At 60.4% G+C, this 22,548-nt stretch carries 13 protein-coding genes and 2 riboswitches; of the genes, 5 read left to right on the top strand and 8 right to left on the bottom strand.

The features are described 5' to 3' along the window. Nucleotides 1-38: 38 nt before the first annotated feature. Nucleotides 39-533, bottom strand: coding sequence for a DUF934 domain-containing protein (locus IB254_RS04800; RefSeq protein WP_192416599.1), 495 nt, complete (start codon nucleotides 531-533; stop codon nucleotides 39-41). Beyond that, nucleotides 517-2,175 carry a nitrite/sulfite reductase gene (locus IB254_RS04795; protein ID WP_084322801.1) on the bottom strand — a complete coding sequence of 553 codons (1,659 nt, stop codon included), beginning with the start codon at nucleotides 2,173-2,175 and terminating at the stop codon, nucleotides 517-519. Before IB254_RS04795 ends, IB254_RS04800 begins: the two co-directional genes overlap by 17 nt. Nucleotides 2,176-2,698: 523 nt before the next feature. On the opposite strand from IB254_RS04795, the gene IB254_RS04790 reads away from it, so the two are divergent. Further along, nucleotides 2,699-3,772: an ABC transporter substrate-binding protein gene (locus IB254_RS04790; protein ID WP_192416598.1), complete on the top strand. Its 1,074-nt coding sequence runs from the start codon at nucleotides 2,699-2,701 to the stop codon at nucleotides 3,770-3,772. Here IB254_RS04790 and IB254_RS04785 read toward each other — a convergent pair. Continuing rightward, on the bottom strand, nucleotides 3,769-3,987 hold the full coding sequence (locus tag IB254_RS04785) for a DUF2970 domain-containing protein (RefSeq protein ID WP_192416597.1): 219 nt from the start codon (nucleotides 3,985-3,987) through the stop codon (nucleotides 3,769-3,771). The two genes, IB254_RS04790 and IB254_RS04785, sit on opposite strands and share 4 nt — an antisense overlap. Nucleotides 3,988-4,180: 193 nt before the next feature. Here IB254_RS04785 and IB254_RS04780 point away from each other — a divergent pair, with 193 nt between their 5' ends. Beyond that, nucleotides 4,181-11,152: an NEL-type E3 ubiquitin ligase domain-containing protein gene (locus IB254_RS04780; RefSeq protein ID WP_192416596.1), complete on the top strand. Its 6,972-nt coding sequence runs from the start codon at nucleotides 4,181-4,183 to the stop codon at nucleotides 11,150-11,152. Nucleotides 11,153-11,206: 54 nt separating this feature from the next. Here IB254_RS04780 and metH read toward each other — a convergent pair whose 3' ends face one another. Then, a complete protein-coding gene (gene metH, locus IB254_RS04775) occupies nucleotides 11,207-14,917 on the bottom strand; it encodes a methionine synthase (protein ID WP_192416595.1) in 3,711 nt (1,236 codons plus the stop codon). A 156-nt stretch (nucleotides 14,918-15,073) separates the two neighbouring features. Between metH and IB254_RS04770 the strand changes: the two genes are divergently transcribed. Both IB254_RS04770 and nfuA read left to right on the top strand, forming a co-directional pair. Further along, nucleotides 15,074-17,371, top strand: coding sequence for a fatty acid cis/trans isomerase (locus IB254_RS04770; protein ID WP_192416594.1), 2,298 nt, complete (start codon nucleotides 15,074-15,076; stop codon nucleotides 17,369-17,371). A 356-nt stretch (nucleotides 17,372-17,727) separates the two neighbouring features. Then, entirely contained in the window at nucleotides 17,728-18,312 is a 585-nt protein-coding gene (gene nfuA, locus IB254_RS04765; RefSeq protein ID WP_008035804.1) for a Fe-S biogenesis protein NfuA, read from the top strand. 167 nt (nucleotides 18,313-18,479) lie between these two features. On the opposite strand, the gene cobM is transcribed toward nfuA, so the two are convergent. The 4 genes from cobM to IB254_RS04745 all read right to left on the bottom strand — a co-directional run bounded on the left by cobM (nucleotide 18,480) and on the right by IB254_RS04745 (nucleotide 20,630). Continuing rightward, the gene (gene cobM / locus IB254_RS04760; RefSeq protein ID WP_192416593.1) at nucleotides 18,480-19,226 is read right to left on the bottom strand and encodes a precorrin-4 C(11)-methyltransferase; all 747 of its coding nucleotides are present in this window, start codon (nucleotides 19,224-19,226) and stop codon (nucleotides 18,480-18,482) included. Nucleotides 19,227-19,309: 83 nt separating this feature from the next. Then, complete coding sequence (locus IB254_RS04755) at nucleotides 19,310-19,723, bottom strand: cobalamin biosynthesis protein (protein WP_192416592.1); 414 nt, start codon at nucleotides 19,721-19,723, stop codon at nucleotides 19,310-19,312. Further along, entirely contained in the window at nucleotides 19,720-20,424 is a 705-nt protein-coding gene (locus tag IB254_RS04750) for a CbtA family protein (protein ID WP_192416591.1), read from the bottom strand. Before IB254_RS04750 ends, IB254_RS04755 begins: the two co-directional genes overlap by 4 nt. An 11-nt stretch (nucleotides 20,425-20,435) precedes the next feature. After that, nucleotides 20,436-20,630 (bottom strand): CbtB domain-containing protein, encoded by a 195-nt coding sequence (locus IB254_RS04745; protein WP_192416590.1) that lies wholly within the window; start codon nucleotides 20,628-20,630, stop codon nucleotides 20,436-20,438. A 119-nt stretch (nucleotides 20,631-20,749) separates the two neighbouring features. Continuing rightward, a riboswitch (cobalamin riboswitch) is annotated at nucleotides 20,750-20,978 on the bottom strand. Nucleotides 20,979-21,171: 193 nt separating this feature from the next. Then, nucleotides 21,172-21,384, top strand: a riboswitch (cobalamin riboswitch). A 95-nt stretch (nucleotides 21,385-21,479) separates the two neighbouring features. Between IB254_RS04745 and cobW the strand changes: the two genes are divergently transcribed. Further along, nucleotides 21,480-22,547 (top strand): cobalamin biosynthesis protein CobW, encoded by a 1,068-nt coding sequence (gene cobW, locus IB254_RS04740; RefSeq protein WP_192416589.1) that lies wholly within the window; start codon nucleotides 21,480-21,482, stop codon nucleotides 22,545-22,547. The last annotated feature ends 1 nt before the right edge of the window (nucleotide 22,548 follow it).

Genomic DNA, 22,548 nt, shown 5'->3' with positions numbered 1-22,548 from the left:
CAAAGCCTTGACCCCGTCCGGGGCCAAGGCTTTAAACGTCAGCGGCGACGGAACAGCGGCAGCGGTTCGTCGGTGGCGGCCTGGTAGGTCACCGAGAAGTCCTTGAGACCTTCCAGGGCTTCGTACGGGTCTTTATCGGGACGCACTGCAAACGCATCGAAACCGCAGCGATGCATGTAGAACAACTGGTCGCGCAGCACATCGCCGATCGCCCGCAGTTCGCCTTTGAAACCGTAACGGTCACGCAGGAGGCGGGCGTTGGAGTAGTTGCGGCCATCGGTGAAGGCCGGGAAGTTCAAGGCAATGACCTGGAAACTCGCCACGTCTTCACCGATTTCTTCGGCTTCTTCATCGGCATCCAGCCACACACCCAGGCCGCCATCGCGGGCCTTGAGCATACGGCTGTGTTCGCGCCACAGCTGCAGCGGGACGATGTAGTCGTCGCAGTTGGTGATCTCGTCGATACTGAAATCCTTGGGCAGCAAGTGCCAGGTTTCGTCGACGACTTCGTTGTTCTTAATTATTCGCTGCATAGACGCGTTCCTTGAAGAGGTCGATGCCAATACGCTGATAGGTGTCGATGAAACGCTCGTCTTCGGTACGTTGTTCGATGTACACGTCGATCAGCTTCTCGATCACGTCTGGCATGGCTTCCTGGGCAAAGGACGGGCCGAGGATCTTGCCCAGGCTCGCATCACGGCTGGCGCTGCCGCCGAGGGATACCTGGTAGAACTCTTCGCCTTTCTTGTCCACCCCGAGAATGCCGATGTGGCCGACGTGGTGGTGACCACAGGCGTTCATGCAGCCGGAGATGTTCAGGTCCAGTTCACCGATGTCGAACAGGTAATCCAGGTCGTCGAAACGGCGCTGGATCGACTCGGCGATCGGGATCGACTTGGCGTTGGCCAACGAGCAGAAATCGCCGCCAGGGCAGCAGATGATGTCGGTCAGCAAACCGATGTTCGGCGTGGCGAAACCTTGCTCGCGCAATTCGCCCCACATCGCGAACAGTTGGGACTGTTCGACGTCGGCCAGAATGATGTTCTGCTCGTGGGACGTACGCAGCTGACCGAAGCTGTAGCGATCGGCCAGGTCGGCCACGGCGTCGAGCTGCTTGTCGGTGATGTCGCCCGGCGCAACGCCGGTCGGCTTCAGGGACAGGGTCACGGCAACATAGCCCGGCTTTTTGTGCGCCAGGGTGTTGCGGGTACGCCAGCGGGCGAAGCCCGGGTGTTGCTTGTCGAGTTCGGCCAGTTCGGCGGTCTGGTTGTCCAGCGCCTTGTAGTCCGGGTCGACGAAGTGTTTGGCGACGCGATGCACTTCGGCTTCGGTCAGCGTGGTCTGGCCACCGCGAAGGTGTTCCATTTCCGCGTCGACTTTCTGCGCGAAGACTTCAGGCGTCAGGGCCTTGACCAGAATCTTGATCCGCGCCTTGTACTTGTTGTCACGACGGCCATAGCGGTTGTACACGCGCAGGATGGCGTCGAGGTAGCTCAACAGGTCTTGCCACGGCAGGAATTCATTGATGAACGCTCCGACCACCGGCGTACGACCGAGGCCGCCACCGACCAGCACACGGAAACCCAGTTCGCCAGCGGCGTTGTGCACCGGCTCAAGGCCGATGTCGTGGACTTCGATGGCCGCACGGTCGGAAGTCGAACCGTTGATGGCGATCTTGAACTTGCGCGGCAGGTAAGCGAATTCCGGGTGGAACGTAGTCCACTGGCGGACGATCTCGCACCATGGGCGCGGATCGATCAGCTCGTCGGCAGCGACACCGGCGAACTGGTCGGTGGTGACGTTGCGCAGGCAGTTGCCGCTGGTCTGGATCGCGTGCATCTGCACGGTCGCCAGTTCGGCAAGGATGTCCGGGATGTCTTCCAGCGCCGGCCAGTTGAACTGCACGTTCTGGCGGGTGCTGATGTGGGCGTAGCCCTTGTCATAGTCGCGGGCAATTTTCGCCATCATTCGCGTCTGGCGCGAAGTCAGCTGGCCGTAAGGCACCGCCACTCGCAACATCGGCGCGAAGCGTTGGATGTAAAGCCCGTTTTGCAGACGCAGAGGGCGGAATTCTTCTTCGCTCAGCTCGCCTGCCAGATAGCGTCGGGTCTGATCACGGAACTGCTTGACGCGGTCCTCGATGATCCGCTGATCGTACTCGTCGTATACGTACATATAAGTCCTGTTCTCAGGCTTGGGCCGGTCGGATCCAGTTGCGTTTTTCGCCTGGAAAGTCTCCGATACTGCCTCGGCAATTCTGCGCGCACGGCCGCGCACTCCCAACGGAGCCGGGGCAAGATACCAGTTTGGAGTTATGCGCAAAAGTGATGTTTGAGTATATGTAAAGAACCAAATCGACTAACGAGAATCGTTATTACTAAACCCGTATTTGTGGTGTGGACAATCATCGTCTTAACTGTGGTCGAGTCTTTATGCAATCACCGATAAAACCGACAAGAGGCGATGCAATGAGCAACCCTACCAAAGCTACAAAGCCTGACAGTACGGTCGATGCTTGGGCCATTCTGTTTCTGATCATTCTGGTCGTGGGGACAGCGGTATTCTGGGTCAGCCATCAATAACCGACCCCGTCCGGGCCTGGTCCCGACAATTGTCGGACAAAAACTGCAATAAACGCCGTTTTACGGGTGTCCGCTGGCTATAATGCGCGGCGAATTTCCGGGGGCTCGGACGATCAATGTTGAAGTTTTTCTACACCTTTCTGTTGCTGCTCGGCACGGTTTACGGCCCTGCTGCGCGAGCGGAATCGGTGTTGTTCCTGAATCCCGGGGAAACTGACGAAGCCTTCTGGGTCAGCTATTCGCAATTCATGCAGGCGGCCGCCACGGACCTGGGTATCGACCTGCGGATTCTCTATTCCCGACGCATGCCGGAACTCACGCTGGCGCAAGCGCGCCGTGCACTGCAAGGTCCCGATCGTCCGGACTATCTGATCTTCGCCAACGAACAGTACATTGCCCCGCAAGTGTTGCGCCTGGCGCAAGGCAGCGGCGTGAAACTGTTTATGGTCAACGCGTCGCTGACGGCCAACCAAATGAACCTGCTGGGTGAGCGCCCTGATCGACTGGGCAGCCTGGTGCCCAACGACGAGGAGGGCGGTTACCTGATGGCCAAGGAGCTGATTCGCCAGCATCCGCCCGTGGCGCCTGGTCAGGTGATCGAGTTGCTGGCGTTCTCCGGCCTGAAGATCACGCCGTCGGCGCAACTGCGTGAGCAAGGCATGATGCGAGCGCTGGCCGAACACCCGCAAGTGCATTTGCGGCAACTGGTTTACAGCGGTTGGACCCGCGAACGTGCGTATGAACAGGCAAAGTTGCTGTTCCGGCGCTACCCGAAAGTCTCGCTGGTGTGGTCAGCCAATGACGAAATGGCGTTTGGCGCCATGCAGGCGTATTCGGAGACGGGCGGTGTGCCCGGAAAGGACGCATTGTTCAGCGCGGTCAATACCTCGACGGCCGCGTTGCAGGCGAAGGTCGATGGAAAGTTGAGCGTATTGTTGGGCGGGCATTTCACTTTGGGCGGTTGGGCGCTGGTGCAGGTGCATGACCTTGATCGTGGCGTGGACATCAGCCAGTACGGCGGCCGTGACCGCCAGATCCCGCTGCTGCAACTGGTCGACAGGGCAACCGCCAGGCGAATGCTGGCCATGGGTGAGTCGCCGGACTACGGCGTGAACTTCCGCCGAATGTCGGCCAAGGGCCGGCCTGTGTCCTATCGCTATCCGTTCAGCCTGCAAACCCTGATGCGCTAAACCCCGGCCAGCATGATCACCAGTTGCACGATGCCATAGAGCGTCAACGCAAACACCGCTGTGAACAGAATCCCCAGAATCACGAAATGACTCGGCTTGCCGTGAGTGAAATCCCGCGCGCGGTTCTTCCCGCTTTGCACCCCGAACGCCGCCGCCATGACGCTGTGCAGCATTTGCCAGAAGGTTGGCGGCTTGTTGTCGGCTGGATCGTCCATAAACCCCTCGTCATGCATTTTTGAACTGTAAGCATAGTCAAACAACCGTGAGGGTGAATGAGGCGGGCTTTTGCGAAGTCTGCCTCTGACTGCAGTACCAACAGCCCTGCTGTCTTCTATAAATATGTACCGCCATGGCGCTGGATGGCCGTGATTTCCTGATGCTTCAACCACAGTGATCAGGATGCACGTCATGCCCGAGCTTTCCCCGCCCATGGACCATGGGTTTCATGTTCCGTTTATCAAGAAACGCCTGCCCGACTGGACTCGACACCTCGCACCCTCACATATCGACAACCTCACCCGGGCCAGGGATCCGGCCGAGGAATTTGCCAGGAACTATCCGCGTCTATACGCCGAGGCGTCGCCTGCACTGCGCCTGGCGCTGTACGACAGTCAGGTGCGTAGCAACAACTCGACCCAGGCACTGGCCAAGACCCTCAAAGACTTCAAGGGCATCACCGAATTTGCCACGCCGTTGCTGGCAGAGGCGATGAACAAGACCTTTGGCCAGTCTCCCGATGTGACCAAAACCATGCTGTATCACCTGCGAGCGCCCAACCGGGCCGAAGAGCAGACACTGCTTCAGGCCGCGTTGCGCAATTTCGAGGACGATGAGCCCTTTGATGAAGTCGCCCTGCAGGAGACCAGTGCGCTGGCCCCCGTCGGGGCACTGCAGAATGAACTTTACGATCCGCGAGAGCGCTACCCGTTCTGGAGTACGCGCTACAAGATCCACGACAAGCTATCGATCAAGCCTGCGGAGTTCGCCAGACTGTGCCGGCAACTGGACCTGGGCCAGCAGTATCAGGCTCACCTGAGCACTGTGTTCGATGCGCCGGGTACCAGCGCTATCGTGCGTGAGCAGACGATCACGGCCAACAAAGACCTGATGCGCCTGCAAGTACACATCGCGCGAATGAGGTCGGACGTCAGTGAATCGGCGTATGCGACCTTGCTGGCGGTGCTCGACGGTAGCCCGCAACCCAAAATCGATGGCCGGGAGGTGGCGTTTAGCCAATTGACGGCACTGGGCTCGCAGTTCAGCGATGTGTTGATCATTGGCCCTGTGTCCCGAAAACCCACCTCGACCCTGGAGGACATCGCCGAGGCATTCCTGCCGGTACCCGTCTGGAGTATGGCAATCGACACCCATGCGCGAATCATCGTCTACATCCCGGGTGACACGAGGCACCCGATCAAGGAGTTCACGTCGCTGGCCGCATTTGCCAAAGACTTTGCCGTCCGACTGCGTTCGCGAAGCTTTCAGCGCTTTATCGCCGGATTGCTGCCCCAGGACGAGTCGCCGAGGTTTTTCCGCAGGCTCAACGCCCAGCTCAAAACCCACCGATGGAATCCGAATCGGGTCTGGCCGGGCCCGCCTTATAATCCGGAGGCCTACCGCAATGGCATGTATGAGGAGGTCTGGAACGATGACGTCAATGTGGCCCTGAGTGAAGCCTTCATCGACGCCGAAGTATTCGGCGCGCGCTACGAGGCCCACCTGGCCAGGATCAAATCCAACGCCAGACTCTTGGCTATTCCTACTGCCGCCGTTGATCACCAGGCCTGGGTCGAGCGCCTCGAACACTTGGCTGGATGGGGCTTGAACATACTCAACGTTGGCGCGTTCTTCGTCCCAGGACTCGGCGAAGTGATGCTGCTGGTGACCGCGGTGCAACTGGGCCGTGAGGTGTATCAGGGCGTGGAAGCCTGGAAGGAGGGCGATGCCGAAGAGGCCTGGGGGCATCTCACGTCGGTCATGCAGAACGTGGCCTTCATGGCAGTGCTGGGCGCAGTGGCCAGCAAGGCACCACCGATAACGGCTTCGCGCTTCATCGATGGCATGCGCAAAGTCACCACGCCGTTCGGCGAACCGCGGCTATGGAACCCCGACCTGGTGGCGTACAAAAGCAGCGTTTCACTCGAAGGCGTGACGCCAAACGCACTGGGGCAATATGAGGTGGGGGGCAAGACCTGCATCAAGCTCGAGGGCAATGCCTACGAGCAGACCTACGACCCGTCACTCAAACAATGGCGTATCAAGCACCCCACCGACCCTGAAGCCTTTGAGCCGATCTTGCAGCACAACCAGCTCGGCGCCTGGCGCCACCTTGATGAGCGACCACTGGAGTGGGACCGCCTGACACTGTTGCGGCGCATCGGCTCGCAGATGGACGCCTTCTCCGATGCGCAGTTGCAGCAGATCGCCGAGGTCAGCGGAGTCAGTGACGATGGCTTGCGCCAGATGCACATCGATCATCAGCCACCGCCGCCGCGCCTGGCGGAGTCTATAGCGGCGTTCAGCGCCGATCGGCAGGTGGATGAGTTCATCCTGGACCTGCGTCGTGGCACCCGCCTGAATGCAACCTCCGAGGTTACGGTGCCATTGGCCCTCGAGCTGCCCAACTGGCCAGTTGAAGAAGTAGTGGAAGTGTTCGAGGGAACCGAATACTGGGGCACTTCCCGGCGCTACGCTGCGCAGGCGGGGGAGCACAGTACCCGGCCAACGATCAAGATCACTCAAGCCGAAGTCCGCGCCGGCAAGCTGCCGGAGATCGTGCTGACGGCGCTCGACGAACCGCAAAAAATTCAACTGCTGGGTGCTCACGGCGCGGGACCCGGTGCGGACCGGGTACAGATGTTCAGGGACCGGCTTGCCGATCAGGCGCTGAATCGCAGACAGTCAATGTTCAATCGTCTGCACACGCCGGAATCGACATCCAATCCCGATATCCAGCGCCTGCAGCGCAGTTTTCCAACGCTGTCGACCGAGGCCGCCCAGGACGTGCTCAATGGCTCCCGTGCCAGCGATTTGGCCCGGTTGCGCAGTAGCGGCAAAATGTCCTTGCGCCAGGCCAAGGCAATTCGCCTGCATCTTCAGCAAGCTGCCCTTAATCGTGCTCTGTGTGGCTTACGCCTGGACAGCATGGCCTCGCTGGCCAGTGACCGTTTGGCATTGCACAACCTGCAATACGTGCCCGGCTGGTCCGCGCAGATGCGCGTGGAAGTGCGCGCCGGGTTCATTAGGGGGCCGCTGTTGGACAGCGTCGGCGGCGCAACCGCGAGGCCCGGTTTCTATCTGGTAGAAAGCCAGGGTACTTACCGGGCATTCAATGCACAGGGCGTGGCACTGAATAGCATTCCTGCCCATGGGCGCAATCTTTTCGAATCGCTGGTGGAGGTCCTGCCCCAGGCTTCCCGGGATAACCTGCAAGGTCATCAGGGCCAGACCTTGCGGAAGGAATTGGCCAACTATGCCAGCTCCCACCGCGAGGAGATGGCGCGCGTGCTCAACCAACGTCCCATCGACGGGCCGGCGCCGTCCCTGCGCCTGCCTTCAGGCCAACTCGGCTACCTGGCCAGCGGTCGCGGGGCCGGTTTCCCTGACGTGTCCGATGCCAGATTGGTTACCCGCGTACGAGTGCTCTACCCGAACATTTCCGATGAACAAGCCAATCAGTTCATCAGCAGCCGCCTGAGCGCTGGGGACAGCCATCAGCAGGTTTTCAACCTGCTGAATAACCGTATGCGGGAATTCCAAGGACTGTCCCGCCAGCTAAGCAATTGGATCGGGACCGGCGCCAGGCAAATCGCGCGCCGGATTCAGGCTGAAAGAGTGATGCAGTGCTGGCGCAATGGGCTCTATCGAGGGCTTGAACCTGAATTTGAACTGGACTTGAGGGGGGGAGATGCATTACCCGAGTGGGACGCCGACTTCAGTCATGTGAAAAGCTTGCGGCTCAAAAGTGGCCAGCTCACCACCGACACCCCTCCAGCACTGCTGGCAAGGTTTGCGCAGGTCAAGAAGCTCGACATTCTCGTTGAAGGGCAGGATATAGACGCCCTGGCGGGGAAACTGTCTGAATGGACCACGGTGACTGAGCTGCGTCTTGAAACCTATGGGCAGGCGTATGCGCCCCAATTCCTGCGCGCACTGGAGGGCATGACACAGCTTGAGGCCCTGTCTCTGACGGGGGACGCGGGCTTGATGGACTTCAGCAAGTTGACGCGCCTGCGTTCCCTGAAGTTGGTCGGCCAACCCGGTCAACCCGGCCGTTGGCCGACAGGGGTGCTGGATCTGCCGGCGCTCCAAACCCTGGACTCGCACTTTATGGCGATTCCGGACCTGCCCGCCGAACTCTATACCGGGCATGAAGCGCTTTGGCGTGGCTTGAGGTTAAAGTGGGGAGCCCTGGAGCCTCAGGCGTGGCGCAAGGCCTACAATTACGTGCACGACAATCCGGCGCATCTGGTGGATGAATCACAGATGGTCACGGATTACTGTCGTGGTCAACTTGCCTCGCTGGTGCCCATGGATGTTTCCTTCGCTAACGACGCGTTGGCGCGGTTCAATGCCGACGGTGTCACGGGCACGGCACTGCTCGAACGGGTCGACGCCCTGCACCAACAGCGCAGGACATTGGATCTGGCGTTGAATACGTGGCAGGACACCCCTGTCAGGGTTGAGGGGCAAGAGGTCCCGACTTATCGTCGCCAGGAGATTGCCAACAGGGTTCGTGAATGTGCACGTAACGGCTTGCGTGCCCAATATGCGCCAGGCGAACCGGTGGCGGGACCATCGTCGACATCTCCCGGCCTCGTCAACGAGTGGCTCGACCTGACAAGAATGGGACCTATCGGTGATCTGCCTGCACTGGGCGATATGGTGTTTGCTCATATTCGTCGCCTGAACCTGGCCGCCTGCAGTCTGACGACCGCCCAGGTCAATGACTTCGTGCGAGCCTTTCCGCAACTGCGCACCCTTGAACTCAGCAATAACCGCTTGACCGAACTGCCCCAGGCGCTCGAAGCATTGACCGAACTGACCGAGCTCAACCTTTCGTTCAATGAGTTGACCATCACGGCGACGTCTCAGGCCCGGATCAATCGCCTGACCTCTTTGCAAACGCTGAGCCTGTCGTTAAACCGGGTAGGCACACTGGACGTCAGTGCGTTGAGGAATCTGCAGAGTCTGGACCTGGGGAGTACAGGCATCACTCGCTGGCCAGAGGGTGCGCTTTCGTTACCCCGACTACGTCTTCTGGCCCTCAATAACAGCGCCATCACCGATATCCCGACAGAGGCGTTGACCGGTCATGATCGACTGCTGAGGGGGACCCTGCTGCAAGGTTGCCGATTGAGCCCGCAAAGCCTGGCGGCAGTGCGCGCCTTCGGTGAGCGCGCGGTGCTCCCGACGCCGATGGGCATCACCCGGGCGCATCTGGCGGCAGGTCGCACAGGCGGAGATCCTGAATTTTTCCCGGTCGAAGTGTGGGAGCAGCCGGATCTTCTATTGCCGCAGAATCTTGCGCCAAATGACATTACTTTGCCGCAGACTTTTGACGCCCGGTTGCAGCGCCTTGATCCGCAACTGGGCGAGGCCGAAGTCGCTGAGCGAATCAATGCATGGCTGGCCCGAGGCCTGGCGTTGACGGAGATTGATGCGCGGCTGGTGCAATGGGAGCAGCAGCAGACCCAACTGATCGGTCGTTTAAATGAATGGATCGCAGTACCGGCTTCACGCCTGCGTAACGCATGGCTGAACGCTGTGGACCGTCGTCGGGCAGCTGACCGATTGCTGGAAAGCTGGCGTCTCACGCTAACCGACGCGCCCGGAGTGGAGGGGACGCTCGATTTTACCGGCCTGATCATCGGTGATCCGCCCACCATGCCGTTCATTTTCAATCATGTTGTGGAACTCGACCTCACTGGCGTCGGGCTATCGGCGAATTCCGAAGGGTTCCTGCGTTCTTTTCCACGCTTGCGCAGCCTGACGCTCAACCAGAACGACTTGGGCAACTTGCCCGAGGCTGTGACCCAGTGCCAGGATCTGACCCGCCTGAACGCCACTTTCGTGGACATTCGCACCAACGAGCCTTTACAGCGCCAATTGCGTGCGTTGCCGCGCCTGCAATGGCTGAGCCTGGGCGAAAATTACCTGAGCGAATTTGACATGACCGGTCTCGACCAGCTGCAAGGTCTGGATCTGCGTGGCAACACCTTGGGCGATTGGCCGACGGGGGTACTGCAGGCACCCGAACTGACCACTTTAGACCTTAGAAACAACCGGATATCGACCATCCCTCAAGCAGCATTTGCACCGCAACACGCGAATCTGATGGCCGGCACCAACCTGTTCGATAACCTGTTGGAGCCCGATGAGTTCATCCGTTTGCAGGGATACTTGCAGGAAACCGGGCGAGGGTTAGGTTTCACTGACATGGATATCGATGAACAGATGGCGGGATTTGGCGATGGGGAATCGTCGGAGTCTGACGAGGCCGATGTGCATCCTGAACAAGAGTCAGACGCCGCCCAGAAAGAACGGTGGTTCAGTGGCGTTGCGGCGGACTCGGAAAAGCACGCCATGTGGAACGCCATGATGGAACAGGATACCACCCATGATTTTTCCTACATCCTGTCGCAGCTGCGCCATACCCGGGATTTTAGCGTGGATCGACTCGGTCTGACCCGGCGGGTCTGGCGCGTCATTGCGTCGGCTTTTGCTGACGAGCGGCTGAGGGAGCGCCTGATGGGCCTGGCAAAAGCGCTAAGGTACAGGGCGACCTGCGGCGACGGCCGAATCCTTTTGTTCAACGAGCTGGAAGTTGAGGTGTTCGAGTACGAGGCTTTGAAGTCCATTGCTCCTGAGCATAAAGGTCGCGAGCTGCTCAAACTGTCCAGGCGGCTGTTTCGCCTGTCGCAGGTGGAAGAGGTCGCCAGTACCAAAATCGCTGCTCATCCGGGGATTGATGAGGCGGAAGTTCGCCTGGCCTATCGCATCGGCCTGGCACAACGCCTGGATCTTCCCGATCAACCCAAAAGCATGCACTTTGCCAACATGGCGCGAGTGGCGGCTGCGGATCTGGACCAAGCCTATGCCAGCATCATTGCCCAGGAGCAGACAACGTTGTTCAACGACCAACTGATTGCGCGCAAATACTGGAGAGACTATCTGGAAGAAAAGTACCCGGCTGAATTCACCCGGCTGCAACAGCAATTCCAGGCAAAGTGCACGGACCTTGAAGACAGGTACGCCGAATTCAACAAGGCATACTTTCAGGAGCTGAAGGCGCTGGAATCGGACAACCTTGTCGACCGCAAGAACCTGCTGAGCGAACTCACGTCCCGTGAACTGGCCGAGCAGGCCGCGATGACCTGATCCTCGATCGGCAACACTCTGGAGTCGACAGGGTCGACTCCAGAGCTCACTGGATCAGTTGTCGTAACCCAGGTTCGGCGCCAACCAGCGTTCGGTCACGCTCAACTCCTGACCTTTACGCGAGGTGTAGCTCTGCACCTGATCCTTGTCGATCTTGCCCACTGCGAAGTACTGCGCCTGCGGGTGAGCGAAGTACCAGCCGCTGACCGCCGCCGCCGGGAACATCGCGTAGTGTTCGGTGAGGAACACGCCGCTGCGGCCCGCTTTCATTTCGCTCGCTTCAGGGTCAAGCAAGGCAAAAAGCGTGCTTTTCTCTGTGTGATCGGGGCATGCCGGGTAGCCCGGAGCAGGGCGGATGCCGGTGTATTGCTCTTTGATCAGCGCCTCGTTGTCCAGCGTCTCGTCCTTGGCATAACCCCAGTAATCCTTACGAACCTGCTGGTGCAGCCATTCGGCGCACGCCTCGGCCAGACGGTCGGCCAGGGCCTTGACCATGATCGAGTTGTAATCGTCGCCGGCGTCCTGATACGCCTTGGCCACTTCCTCGGCGCCGATGCCGGCGGTGGTGATGAAGCCACCCACGTAGTCGGTGATTTCGCTGTCCTTCGGTGCAACGAAGTCGGCCAGGGAGAAGTTCGGCTTGCCGTCGGTCTTGATGATCTGCTGGCGCAGATGATGCAGCTTGGCCAGGGGCTTGCCGTCATCGCCGTAGACTTCGATGTCGTCGTCACGCACCTGATTGGCTGGCCAGAAGCCGAACACTGCGCGGGCGCTGATCAGTTTCTCGTCGATCAGTTTGGCAAGCATTTCCTGGGCATCGGCGTACAGCGCGGTGGCGGCTTCACCGACCACTTCGTCCGTGAGGATGCGCGGGAACTTGCCGGCCAGGTCCCAGGAGATGAAGAACGGCGTCCAGTCGATGTATTCGGCCAGGACTTTGAGGTCGATGTTGTCCAGCACTTTGGATCCGGTGAACGTCGGTTTGACCGGCGCGTAGGTGCTCCAGTCGAACTGCGGCTTCTTGGCGATGGCCGCCGGATAGCTCAGGCGTTCGGTGCGGGCGCTGCGGTTGGCAGTGCGTTCGCGAACGTCGATGTATTCCAGGCGGGTCTTCTCGACGAAACCGGCCTTCAATTCCTTGGACAGCAACTGCGTCGCCACGCCCACGGCGCGGGAAGCGTCGGTCACGTAGATCACTGCGTCGTTGCTGTACTTGGGCTCGATCTTCACCGCCGTGTGTGCCTTGGAGGTGGTCGCGCCGCCGATCATCAACGGCAGGTGGAAATCCTGGCGCTGCATTTCGCGGGCGACGTGGACCATTTCATCCAGCGACGGCGTGATCAGGCCGGACAGGCCGATGATGTCGCACTTCTGCTCTTTGGCCACTTGCAGGATCTTCTCGGCCGGCACCATCACGCCGAGGTCGACGATGTCGTAGCCGTTACAGCCGAGCACCACGCCGACAATGTTCTTGCCGATGTCGTGCACGTCGCCTTTCACCGTTGCCATCAGGATCTTGCCCTTGGCTTCTGGCTTGTCGCCTTTTTCCAGTTCGATGAACGGGATCAAGTGGGCCACGGCCTGCTTCATTACGCGGGCGGATTTCACCACCTGCGGCAGGAACATTTTGCCGGCGCCGAACAGGTCGCCGACGATGTTCATGCCGGACATCAGCGGGCCTTCGATCACTTCGATCGGGCGGGCGAACGACTGACGCGATTCTTCGGTGTCTTCGACGATGTGCGTGGTGATGCCCTTGACCAGTGCGTGCTCAAGACGTTTGTTGACCTCCCAGCCGCGCCACTCTTCGGTCTCGGCTTCCTTGACGCTGCCGTCGCCCTTGTACTTGTCGGCGATGGCGAGGAGGGCGTCGGTGCCTTCCGGGGTGCGGTTGAGGATCACGTCTTCGACGGCGTCGCGCAATTCCACCGGGATCTGGTCGTAGATCTCCAGTTGGCCGGCGTTGACGATGCCCATGGTCAGGCCGTTGCGGATCGCGTACAGCAGGAACACCGAGTGAATCGCCTCGCGCACCGGGTTGTTGCCACGGAACGAGAACGACACGTTCGACACGCCGCCCGAAGTCAGGGCGTACGGCAGTTCGTCACGGATGTAGGCACAGGCGTTGATGAAGTCCACAGCGTAGTTGTTGTGTTCTTCGATACCGGTGGCCACGGCGAAGATGTTCGGGTCGAAGATGATGTCTTCCGGCGGGAAGCCGACTTCGTTGACCAGAATGTCGTAGGAGCGTTTGCAGATCTCTTTCTTGCGCGCTTCGGTGTCGGCCTGGCCAGCTTCGTCGAACGCCATCACGACGACTGCAGCGCCGTAGCGCTTGCACAGCTTGGCGTGATGGATGAACTGCTCGACGCCTTCTTTCATGCTGATCGAGTTGACGATGCCCTTGCCCTGGATGCATTTCAGGCCGGCTTCGATCACTTCCCACTTCGAGGAGTCGATCATGATCGGCACGCGGGAGATGTCCGGTTCGCCGGCAATCAGATTGAGGAAGGTCACCATGGCCTTCTTCGAATCGAGCATCCCTTCGTCCATGTTGATGTCGATCACCTGGGCGCCGGCTTCGACCTGCTGCAGGGCGACTTCCAGGGCTTCGGTGTAATTGTCTTCACGGATCAGGCGGGCGAATTTGGCCGAACCGGTGATGTTGGTGCGCTCGCCGACGTTGACGAACAACGAGCTGCGATCGATGGTGAACGGCTCCAGGCCGGAGAGGCGGCAGGCCTTCGCAATGTCCGGGATTTCACGCGGTGCATAACCGGCCACGGCTTTGGCGATGGCTTCGATATGGCCCGGCGTGGTGCCGCAGCAACCACCGACGATGTTGAGGAAGCCGCTTTGGGCGAATTCTTCGATGACCTTGGCGGTTTGCGACGGCAGTTCGTCGTACTCGCCGAATTCGTTCGGCAGGCCGGCGTTCGGGTGCGCCGAAACGTGGGTGCCGGCCTTGTTCGACAGCTCTTCCAGGTACGGACGCAGTTCGCTGGCGCCGAGGGCGCAGTTCAGGCCGACCGAAATCGGTTTGGCGTGGGCCACGGAGTTCCAGAACGCTTCGGTAGTCTGGCCGGAAAGGGTACGGCCGGAGGCGTCGGTGATGGTGCCGGAAATCATGATCGGCAGTTCGATGCCCAACTCTTCGAACACCCCTTGCACGGCGAAGATCGCGGCTTTGGCGTTCAGGGTGTCGAAAATGGTTTCGATCAGGATCAGGTCGGCGCCGCCTTCGATCAGGCCTTTGGTGGCCTCGGTGTAGTTTTCCACCAGTTCATCGAAGGTCACGTTGCGATAGCCGGGGTTGTTCACGTCCGGGGACAGCGAGCAGGTGCGGCTGGTCGGGCCGAGCACGCCGGCGACGAAGCGCGGCTTGTCCGGGTTCTCGAGGGTCTTCGCATCGGCGATCTTGCGGGCCAGGCGAGCGCCTTCTACGTTCAGTTCGTAGGCCAGTTCTTCCATGCCGTAGTCGGCCATGGAAATCCGCGTGGCGTTGAAGGTGTTGGTTTCCAGAATGTCAGCGCCGGCATCCAGGTAGGCTTTTTCGATGCCACCGATCACGTCCGGGCGCGTCAGCACCAACAGGTCGTTGTTGCCTTTGACATCGCTTGGCCAGTCGGCAAAGCGTTTACCACGGTAATCCTGTTCCTCGAGCTTGTAGCTCTGGATCATCGTGCCCATGCCGCCATCGAGAATCAGAATGCGCTCTTTGAGGGCGTGCTTGAGGGCTTGAAGGCGAACACTGCGATCGGACATTGGGACTACTCGGAAAGACCATGACGAAGGGGCGGGATCATAGCAAACCTGTGCGGTTTTAGAGCATGTCGGGGAATTGCATGAATATCGCTCATGTTGGTCGGCGCGCTGTCCCGGTAGAATCGCTGCGTTTTTTCAAGGATCGGAAACAGGGACATGTCGTATCGCGTCGTCATCAGCAGCGTATTGCTGTTCTTAAGCTGGGGCGCCGTGGCGCAGGGTCTGGCGTCTTCCGCTGCCATTTCCTACACCCGCGACATCCAACCGATCTTCACCGAAAAGTGCGTGGCCTGCCATGCCTGCAATGACGCCGCCTGTCAGCTCAACCTGGGCAGCGGCGAAGGCGCGGCGCGCGGTGCGTCGAAAGTCCCGGTCTACGACGGCGAACGCAGCCAGGCGGCCGCACCGACGCGGCTGTTTTATGACGCCTTCGGCAAGCATGCCTGGCAGCAAAAAGGCTTCTACCCCGTACTTGACGCCCAGGGCAGCCAGGCCGCGTTGATGGCGCGGATGCTGGAGCTGGGTCACAAAACGCCGCTGACGCCCAATGCCAAATTGCCGGAAGACATCGTCCTGGGCCTCAATCGTGAAAACATGTGCGCGATGCCGGCCGAGTTCGACGGTTACGCGGGGGCTCATCCGAAGGAAGGCATGCCACTGGCGGTCACCGGCCTGACCGATCAGCAGTACCAGACGCTGCAACGCTGGCTGGCCTCGGGTGCGCCGATCGATGAACAAAGCCTGGTGCCTTCGGCGAAAGAAGCCTTGCAAGTGGTGCAGTGGGAAAACCTGCTCAACTCGCCGGGCGCCCGGCAGAGTCTGGTGGGGCGCTGGTTGTTCGAGCACTGGTTTCTTGCCCACATTTACTTCAAGGACGGTGAGCCGGGGCATTTCTTCCAGTGGGTGCGTTCGCGCACGCCGACCGGCCAGCCGATTGACCTGATCAACACCCGCCGCCCGAATGACGATCCGGGCACGCAGGTGTATTACCGCTTGTGGCCGGTGCAGGGCGTGATCGTGCAGAAGACCCACATCACCTACCCGCTGAGTGCGGCGAAGATGGCGCGGGTCAAAAGCCTGTTCTACAACGGCAACTGGCAGGCCAATGCCTTGCCGGGCTACGGTCCGGAACGCCGGGCCAATCCGTTTGCCACGTTCGAGGCGATTCCGGCGCAGGCGCGCTATCAGTTCATGCTCGATAACGCCGAATACTTCGTGCGCACGTTTATCCGCGGGCCGGTGTGCCGTGGGCAGATCGCCACGGATGTGATTCGCGACAACTTCTGGGCGCTGTTCCAGGCGCCGGAACATGATCTCTACATCATCGACCCGATCTACCGCGGCCAGGCCACGCCGTTGCTGGCCATGCCGGGGCAGAACGACGATGTCGGCAGCGTGCTGAGCCTGTGGCATGACTATCGCGACAAACGTAACGAGTACGAAGTGCTGCGCCGCGACAACTACGCTGACGCGCCCGCGCCGAGCTGGTCGACTTTATGGGCTGGCAATGACAACGCGCTGCTGACCATCTTCCGGCATTTCGACAGCGCCTCGGTAAACAAGGGCCTGATCGGCGATGTGCCGCAAACGATGTGGCTGTTCGATTTCCCGTTGCTGGAGCGCACGTATTATCAGTTGGCGGTCAATTTCGACGTGTACGGCAACGTTTCCCATCAAGCGCAGACGCGCCTGTATTTTGACCTGATCCGTAATGGCGCCGAGCAGAATTTCCTGCGCCTGATGCCCGCCGATTCACGCGACGACTATCTCGACGACTGGTACCAGAGCAGCGGCAAATTCAAGATGTGGCTGGATTACGAGGCCATCGACAACGACAAGCCGACGGCACTGAACCTCGACGAAAAAGACCCGAAACGCGACTTTTCCATGCAACTGCTGGCCCGTTACGGCGAGCTCAATGCCAAGCCCGATCCGATCAACCGCTGCGACGGGGCCTATTGCTCGCGGCCGAACATCGACCCGGATTTGCAGAGTGCCGAGCAGGCCTTGAGTCGCCTGACCTCACGGCCCGCCGCCGGGCTGAAGGTCATTGATCAACTGCCGGAAGCGACGATGCTGCGTATCGAAGCCGCGAGCGGCAAACGCGAGGTTTATAGCCTGTTGCGCAACCTCGCGCACAGCAACGTCGCATTCCTGCTCGGTGAGTCGCTGCGTTATCAGCCGGGGCTAGACACGCTCACGATCTTTCCGGGTGTGCTCAGCAGCTATCCGAACTTCATGTTCAACATTCCTGCCGATCAGGTGCCGGACTTTGTCGAGGCGATGGAAAACGCCAAGGATGCCAATCGCTTCGAGAAAATCGTCGAACGCTGGGGGATTCGCCGCAGTCATCCGCAATTCTGGTTCTACTTCCATGACCTGAGCCGGTACGTTCACGAAACCGACCCGGTGGAAGAGGGCGTGCTGGACATGAACCGCTACGAGAATCTTTGATCTTTTGACAGCGGGCCGGTGCCGGTCTCTATGGACGCCGACCCCCCCCTGTAGGAGCCGGCTTGCTGGCGATAGCGTCCTTGAAATCACATTGATGTTGAATGTGACGCCGCCATCGCCAGCAAGCCGGCTCCTACAGGGGCGGTGGAGTGTCCGCCGTGTGCGTCGCGACCATTGGTTTGAGGTCGTGGGCAAATTATGAATGGGTGGCAAAATGCAGCTATCGGTGGCTTAAAGCCCGGATTGACGGCGAATCGCCGGGCCCTGGCGCGCTGGCGCTTTCCCGACAAAAATACTAGGACTTTGTGCGGCGCGATGATTGGCGTAAACTGCGCCCAAGCCTGCGAGGAGTTTCCATGACCGCTATTACCATTACCGACGCCGCCCACGATTACCTGGCTGATCTGCTCTCCAAGCAGAACACCCCGGGCATCGGCATCCGCGTCTTCATCACCCAGCCTGGCACCCAGTACGCCGAAACCTGCATTGCTTATTGCAAGCCGGGCGAAGAAAAACCCGAAGACACTGCGCTGGGGCTGAAAAGCTTCACTGCTTACATCGACTCGTTCAGCGAAGCTTTCCTGGACGATGCGGTTGTCGACTACGCCACCGACCGCATGGGCGGCCAGCTGACCATCAAGGCGCCTAACGCCAAAGTCCCGATGGTCAACGCCGACAGCCCGATCAACGAGCGCATCAACTATTACCTGCAAACCGAGATCAACCCGGGGCTCGCGAGTCACGGCGGTCAGGTCAGCCTGATCGATGTGGTCGATGACGGCATCGCCGTTCTGAAGTTCGGCGGCGGTTGCCAGGGCTGCGGCCAGGCAGACGTTACCCTGCGTGAAGGCATCGAGCGCACCTTGCTCGAGCGCATTCCCGAGCTCAAGGGTGTTCGTGACGTGACTGACCACACGCAGAAAGAAAACGCCTACTACTAAGGTGTTCGCTGCGACATGAAAAACGGCGCCCCGTGAGCGCCGTTTTTTTATGGGTGAAATTCATGGGCCCCATCGTCGGAACGCCGCCCGGCGCCGGCTCACTCCCACAGGGGATTTGTGGCGGACACAAATCCCCTGTGGGAGTGAGCCTGCTCGCGATTGGGGGCCTATGGCCGATACAAATGCGCATGCCCGGCACGATACAGCGACGACTCACTGAAATGATCACTGCCCAACACCCGACCCACCAGAATCAACGCCGTGCGCCGAAACCCCTTCGCCTCAACCTTCCCGGCAATATCCGCAATCGTCCCCACCACCCAATCCTGATCCGGCCAGGTCGCCCGGTGAATCACCGCAATCGGGCAGTCCGCGCCGTAATGCGGCAGCAATTCAACCAGGATTTTCTCCAGGTGATTCACCCCCAAATGAATGGCCATGGTTGCCCCATGCTGCGCCAGGCTGCCCAGTTCTTCACCGACCGGCATCGCGGTCTTGTCGGCGTAGCGAGTCAGGATCACGCTCTGTGACACGTCCGGCAACGTCAGCTCCGCGCCCAACAACGCCGCGCACGCCGCCGTCGCGGTAACACCGGGAATGATTTCAAACGCAATATCGAGTTCGCGCAGGTAACGAATCTGCTCGCCAATCGCGCCATACAGGCTCGGATCGCCGGAATGCACACGCGCCACATCCTGGCCGTTGGCATGGGCGGTTTTGATCAGCTCGATGATCTGTTCCAAGTGCAGTTCGGCGCTGTTGACCACCTGTTCGGCGCAATGGCCTTCCAGTACCGCGGCAGGCACCAGGGAGCCGGCGTAGATGATCACCGGGCAACTGCGAATCAGTCGCTGGCCTTTGACGGTGATCAGTTCCGGGTCGCCGGGACCTGCGCCAATGAAGTAGACGGTCATCGTCGTTTCCTGTCAGAAAAAGGGTCTGGGCAAGGCTTCAGATGAAGATTGCTCATGATCGAAGGCGGGGATTATCGAGGATTTTACGCAGCGCAGGCCAATGCCAGGGTGGCCTGGGCGTATTTTTGTCGCGAGATCAGTAGTTTTGCCGGTGCCTGGGCCAGTTGTTCGGCCAGGGCGAGGGCGGCGCTTTCTGCTACGCCGTAGCAGCCGGTGCGCTCAAAAGCGATTTCCGAACGGTGGCTGAGTTGCGGTTGATAACCGGCCAGTTCTTCACTGCTGAAGTACGTCAGCGGCAATTCGAGTTGTGCGGCAAGCTCGATCAGGCCCGGTTCGTCGCGCTTCAGGTCGATGCTGGCCAACGCCGTGATCTGCTGAAGTCCGATTTGATGCGCCTGTAATGCCTGATCGAGTAACGCCCGAAGCGTGCTGACGGGGCAGCCGCGCTGGCAGCCCAGGCCGACCACTAACGTCGGCGCTGTGCTGGTGTCGCTCATGCGTGGTATTGGCCATCGCTTTTGCGGCGGAACAACCAGGCGCTGATCAGGCCCAGGGCCAGCCAGAATCCGAGGTTGGTCAGCTGCGAAGCGATTTTGAATTGCGTTTCCAGGGCTTGCGGCGCGAGCATCGAGTGCACTTCCGGTTGTGGTGCACCGATCACGTGAGGGACGGCGAGAATCGCCACGCCCAGGAGCTTCATCAGCCAGTGGCGGCTGAAAGCGATCAGCGCGATGCCGACGGCGGTGGACGCTGCAGTGCCGATCCACCAGATTTGTCGTTGTGCCAGGTCAGCTGCTGCCGTGCCCGGCAGTTCCGGCGGCAGGCCGAGGGTCGGTGCCAGTACAAACGTCGCGTAACCGGCCAGGCCCCAGAGCAGGCCCTGCGAGGTTTTGGTCGGCGAGCGCAGCGTGTAGAGGCCCGCAAGCATCAGGGCGAAACCGACAGCCACTACCAGGTTGCCGCCAGTCGTCGACAGCACGCGCTGCCAGCCGTCTTCCGGCTCCCAGGCTTCTGCATCGTGGGTGTGAGCGGCGGTACCGGCGGCGTGTTCATGAACTTCAACAGCGGCCGGCTCGGATTTTTCGTAAGTCTCGGCCTGCAGAATCAGCGGAGCGACCCAGAAGCTTTGCAGCAGGGTCAGCAACAGGGCGGCCAGCAGCCCTGTGAAACCCGCGGTTTGCGCAATACGCTTGATCATGTCGGCAGGTCTCAATGGCACGGGAAGGCGGAGCTGTGACGGGTATCGTGCGCAGCGTTGTGCACCGCTTCGATGTGCGAGAAACCGGCGAAATACACCAGGCACGCGCCAAGGATCGACGCGCAGACGGCGGCGGTCAGGCGTTGAGCCAGGGTGGTCGTGGTGGTGCTGGCGGATGTGTGGCCGGTGCTGCTGATGATCGACATGGCGCTTCCCTCTGGTCTGTCAGCGGGTGAATAGAGCGCATGGAAGACCCCTGCGAATCGGGCTCGCAGAGATTCAAACAGCGCCCGCCCACCGCGGGTTTGTTATTCAGTGAACGTAATCGTCACTTTGTGTTGCGGGCCGGTCTCCGGGCTCACGAGGGGCTTTGGCGTCAGCCGAAACCTGCAAGCGTCACCTTCCCATGCCGAACTGCTGGCACAGTGGATCTGACGCTTCGCTCGCTTACCGTTGCGGGGGCAGCACCGGACTGACATGGCTTTGAGTAAAGCACATGAATCACCGGTTTCCCGTTTCACCCTGTGAAGGGCACCCGTAACAAGGTGTGTAGGAGAGCATGGGCGGGGGTTGGGCGTCAATTGGCAAGGGTTCTCAACTCGGAACCGAGTCGCTCCCTTCGCGGGCAAGCCTCGCTCCTACAGGGGATCGCATTTCTCTGTAGGAGCGAGCGATGCGGCGACCCGACTTGCCCGCGAAGGGGCCCGTGCGGCTACCACAAGACATTGACCCGCCCCCACACCATGCGTAGCCTTGCGCACTCGAGGTTCTTCGGCGTTTGCCGGAGCTAAGAAGGGAACGCGGTCGATGCCGCGGCTGCCCCCGCAACTGTGAACGGTGATGTTCGCTGCCACGCCACTGCAAACCTGTCCAACGGGTTCGCGGGAAGGCGCAGCCAACGCCAGTCTCGCGACAGGCACACCGTCAGCCAGGAGACCTGCCTCGACACGAATTCTCACTACAACCGGGCGGGGTGATCCGGTGGCGAACTCTTCCGCGCTCCTGTCGCTGCGGTCGTCGTCCCGCATGCCCGCCACCTTGCCAAAGGGCATCCGATGAAAACACTGGCCAAACTCCCCGTCACCATCGTTACCGGCTTCCTCGGCTCGGGCAAAACCACCTTGCTGCGGCACATGCTCGATAACGCACAAGGCCGCCGCATCGCGGTGATCGTCAACGAGTTCGGCGAGCTGGGCATCGACGGCGAAATCCTCAAGCAGTGCTCCATCGGTTGCACCGAAGAAGAAGCCAACGGCCGCGTCTACGAACTGGCTAACGGCTGCCTGTGCTGCACCGTTCAGGAAGAGTTCTTCCCGGTGATGCGCGAACTGGTCGCCCGTCGCGGCGACCTCGATCACATCCTGATCGAAACTTCGGGTCTGGCCCTGCCAAAACCTTTGGTCCAGGCCTTCCAGTGGCCGGAAATCCGCAGCGCCTGCACCGTTGACGCGGTGATCACCGTGGTCGACAGCCCGGCCGTGGCGGCCGGCACGTTCGCCGCGTTCCCGGACCAAGTGGATGCCCAGCGCAAACTCGACCCGAACCTGGACCACGAATCGCCGCTGCACGAGCTGTTCGCCGACCAACTGGCCAGCGCAGACCTGGTGATTCTCAACAAGGCCGACCTGATCAGCGCCGAAGACCTGGCCCGCGTACGCCTGGAAGTCGCCGAAGAACTGCCGCCCGCCGTCAAAGTCATCGAAGCCAGCAGCGGTCGCCTGCCACTGGACGTGCTGATCGGTCTCGGCGCCGGCTCCGAAGAACACATCGACAGCCGTCATAGCCACCACGATCATCACCACGACGGCGATGACCATGACGACCACGATCACGACGCGTTCGACTCCATTTCCATCGAGCTGCCACAAGCCGATGAAAGCCTGCTGATGGACGCGCTGACGCAATTGGTGGTCAAGCACGGCATCCTGCGGGTCAAGGGTTTCGCGGCGATCCCGAACAAGCCGATGCGCCTGTTGATCCAGGGCGTGGGCACGCGTTTTGACAAGCATTTCGACCGTCAGTGGGGCGTCGACGAAGCGCGCACCACGCGTCTGGTGCTGATCGGCCAGGCGCTCGACGCCGCGCAACTCGAAGCGCAACTGCGCGCCGCGCTCAGCGTTTAAC

Origin of the sequence: Pseudomonas sp. PDM03, from assembly GCF_014852385.1 — a bacterium.
Taxonomy (GTDB): domain Bacteria; phylum Pseudomonadota; class Gammaproteobacteria; order Pseudomonadales; family Pseudomonadaceae; genus Aquipseudomonas; species Aquipseudomonas migulae.
The sequence above is the reverse complement of the archived record's forward strand: the minus strand, read 5'-3'. Positions and strand labels throughout refer to the sequence as shown.

Excerpts from the sequence above, each read along its gene's own strand:
- IB254_RS04780 (WP_192416596.1), top strand. The coding sequence starts at position 4,181 with ATGCCCGAGCTTTCCCCGCCCATGGACCATGGGTTTCATGTTCCGTTT.
- IB254_RS04790 (WP_192416598.1), top strand. The coding sequence starts at position 2,699 with ATGTTGAAGTTTTTCTACACCTTTCTGTTGCTGCTCGGCACGGTTTAC.
- IB254_RS04755 (WP_192416592.1), bottom strand. The coding sequence starts at position 19,723 with ATGAGCGACACCAGCACAGCGCCGACGTTAGTGGTCGGCCTGGGCTGC.
- IB254_RS04795 (WP_084322801.1), bottom strand. The coding sequence starts at position 2,175 with ATGTACGTATACGACGAGTACGATCAGCGGATCATCGAGGACCGCGTC.
- IB254_RS04750 (WP_192416591.1), bottom strand. The coding sequence starts at position 20,424 with ATGATCAAGCGTATTGCGCAAACCGCGGGTTTCACAGGGCTGCTGGCC.
- cobW (WP_192416589.1), top strand. The coding sequence starts at position 21,480 with ATGAAAACACTGGCCAAACTCCCCGTCACCATCGTTACCGGCTTCCTC.
- nfuA (WP_008035804.1), top strand. The coding sequence starts at position 17,728 with ATGACCGCTATTACCATTACCGACGCCGCCCACGATTACCTGGCTGAT.
- metH (WP_192416595.1), bottom strand. The coding sequence starts at position 14,917 with ATGTCCGATCGCAGTGTTCGCCTTCAAGCCCTCAAGCACGCCCTCAAA.
- cobM (WP_192416593.1), bottom strand. The coding sequence starts at position 19,226 with ATGACCGTCTACTTCATTGGCGCAGGTCCCGGCGACCCGGAACTGATC.
- IB254_RS04785 (WP_192416597.1), bottom strand. The coding sequence starts at position 3,987 with ATGGACGATCCAGCCGACAACAAGCCGCCAACCTTCTGGCAAATGCTG.
- IB254_RS04745 (WP_192416590.1), bottom strand. The coding sequence starts at position 20,630 with ATGTCGATCATCAGCAGCACCGGCCACACATCCGCCAGCACCACCACG.
- IB254_RS04800 (WP_192416599.1), bottom strand. The coding sequence starts at position 533 with ATGCAGCGAATAATTAAGAACAACGAAGTCGTCGACGAAACCTGGCAC.
- IB254_RS04770 (WP_192416594.1), top strand. The coding sequence starts at position 15,074 with ATGTCGTATCGCGTCGTCATCAGCAGCGTATTGCTGTTCTTAAGCTGG.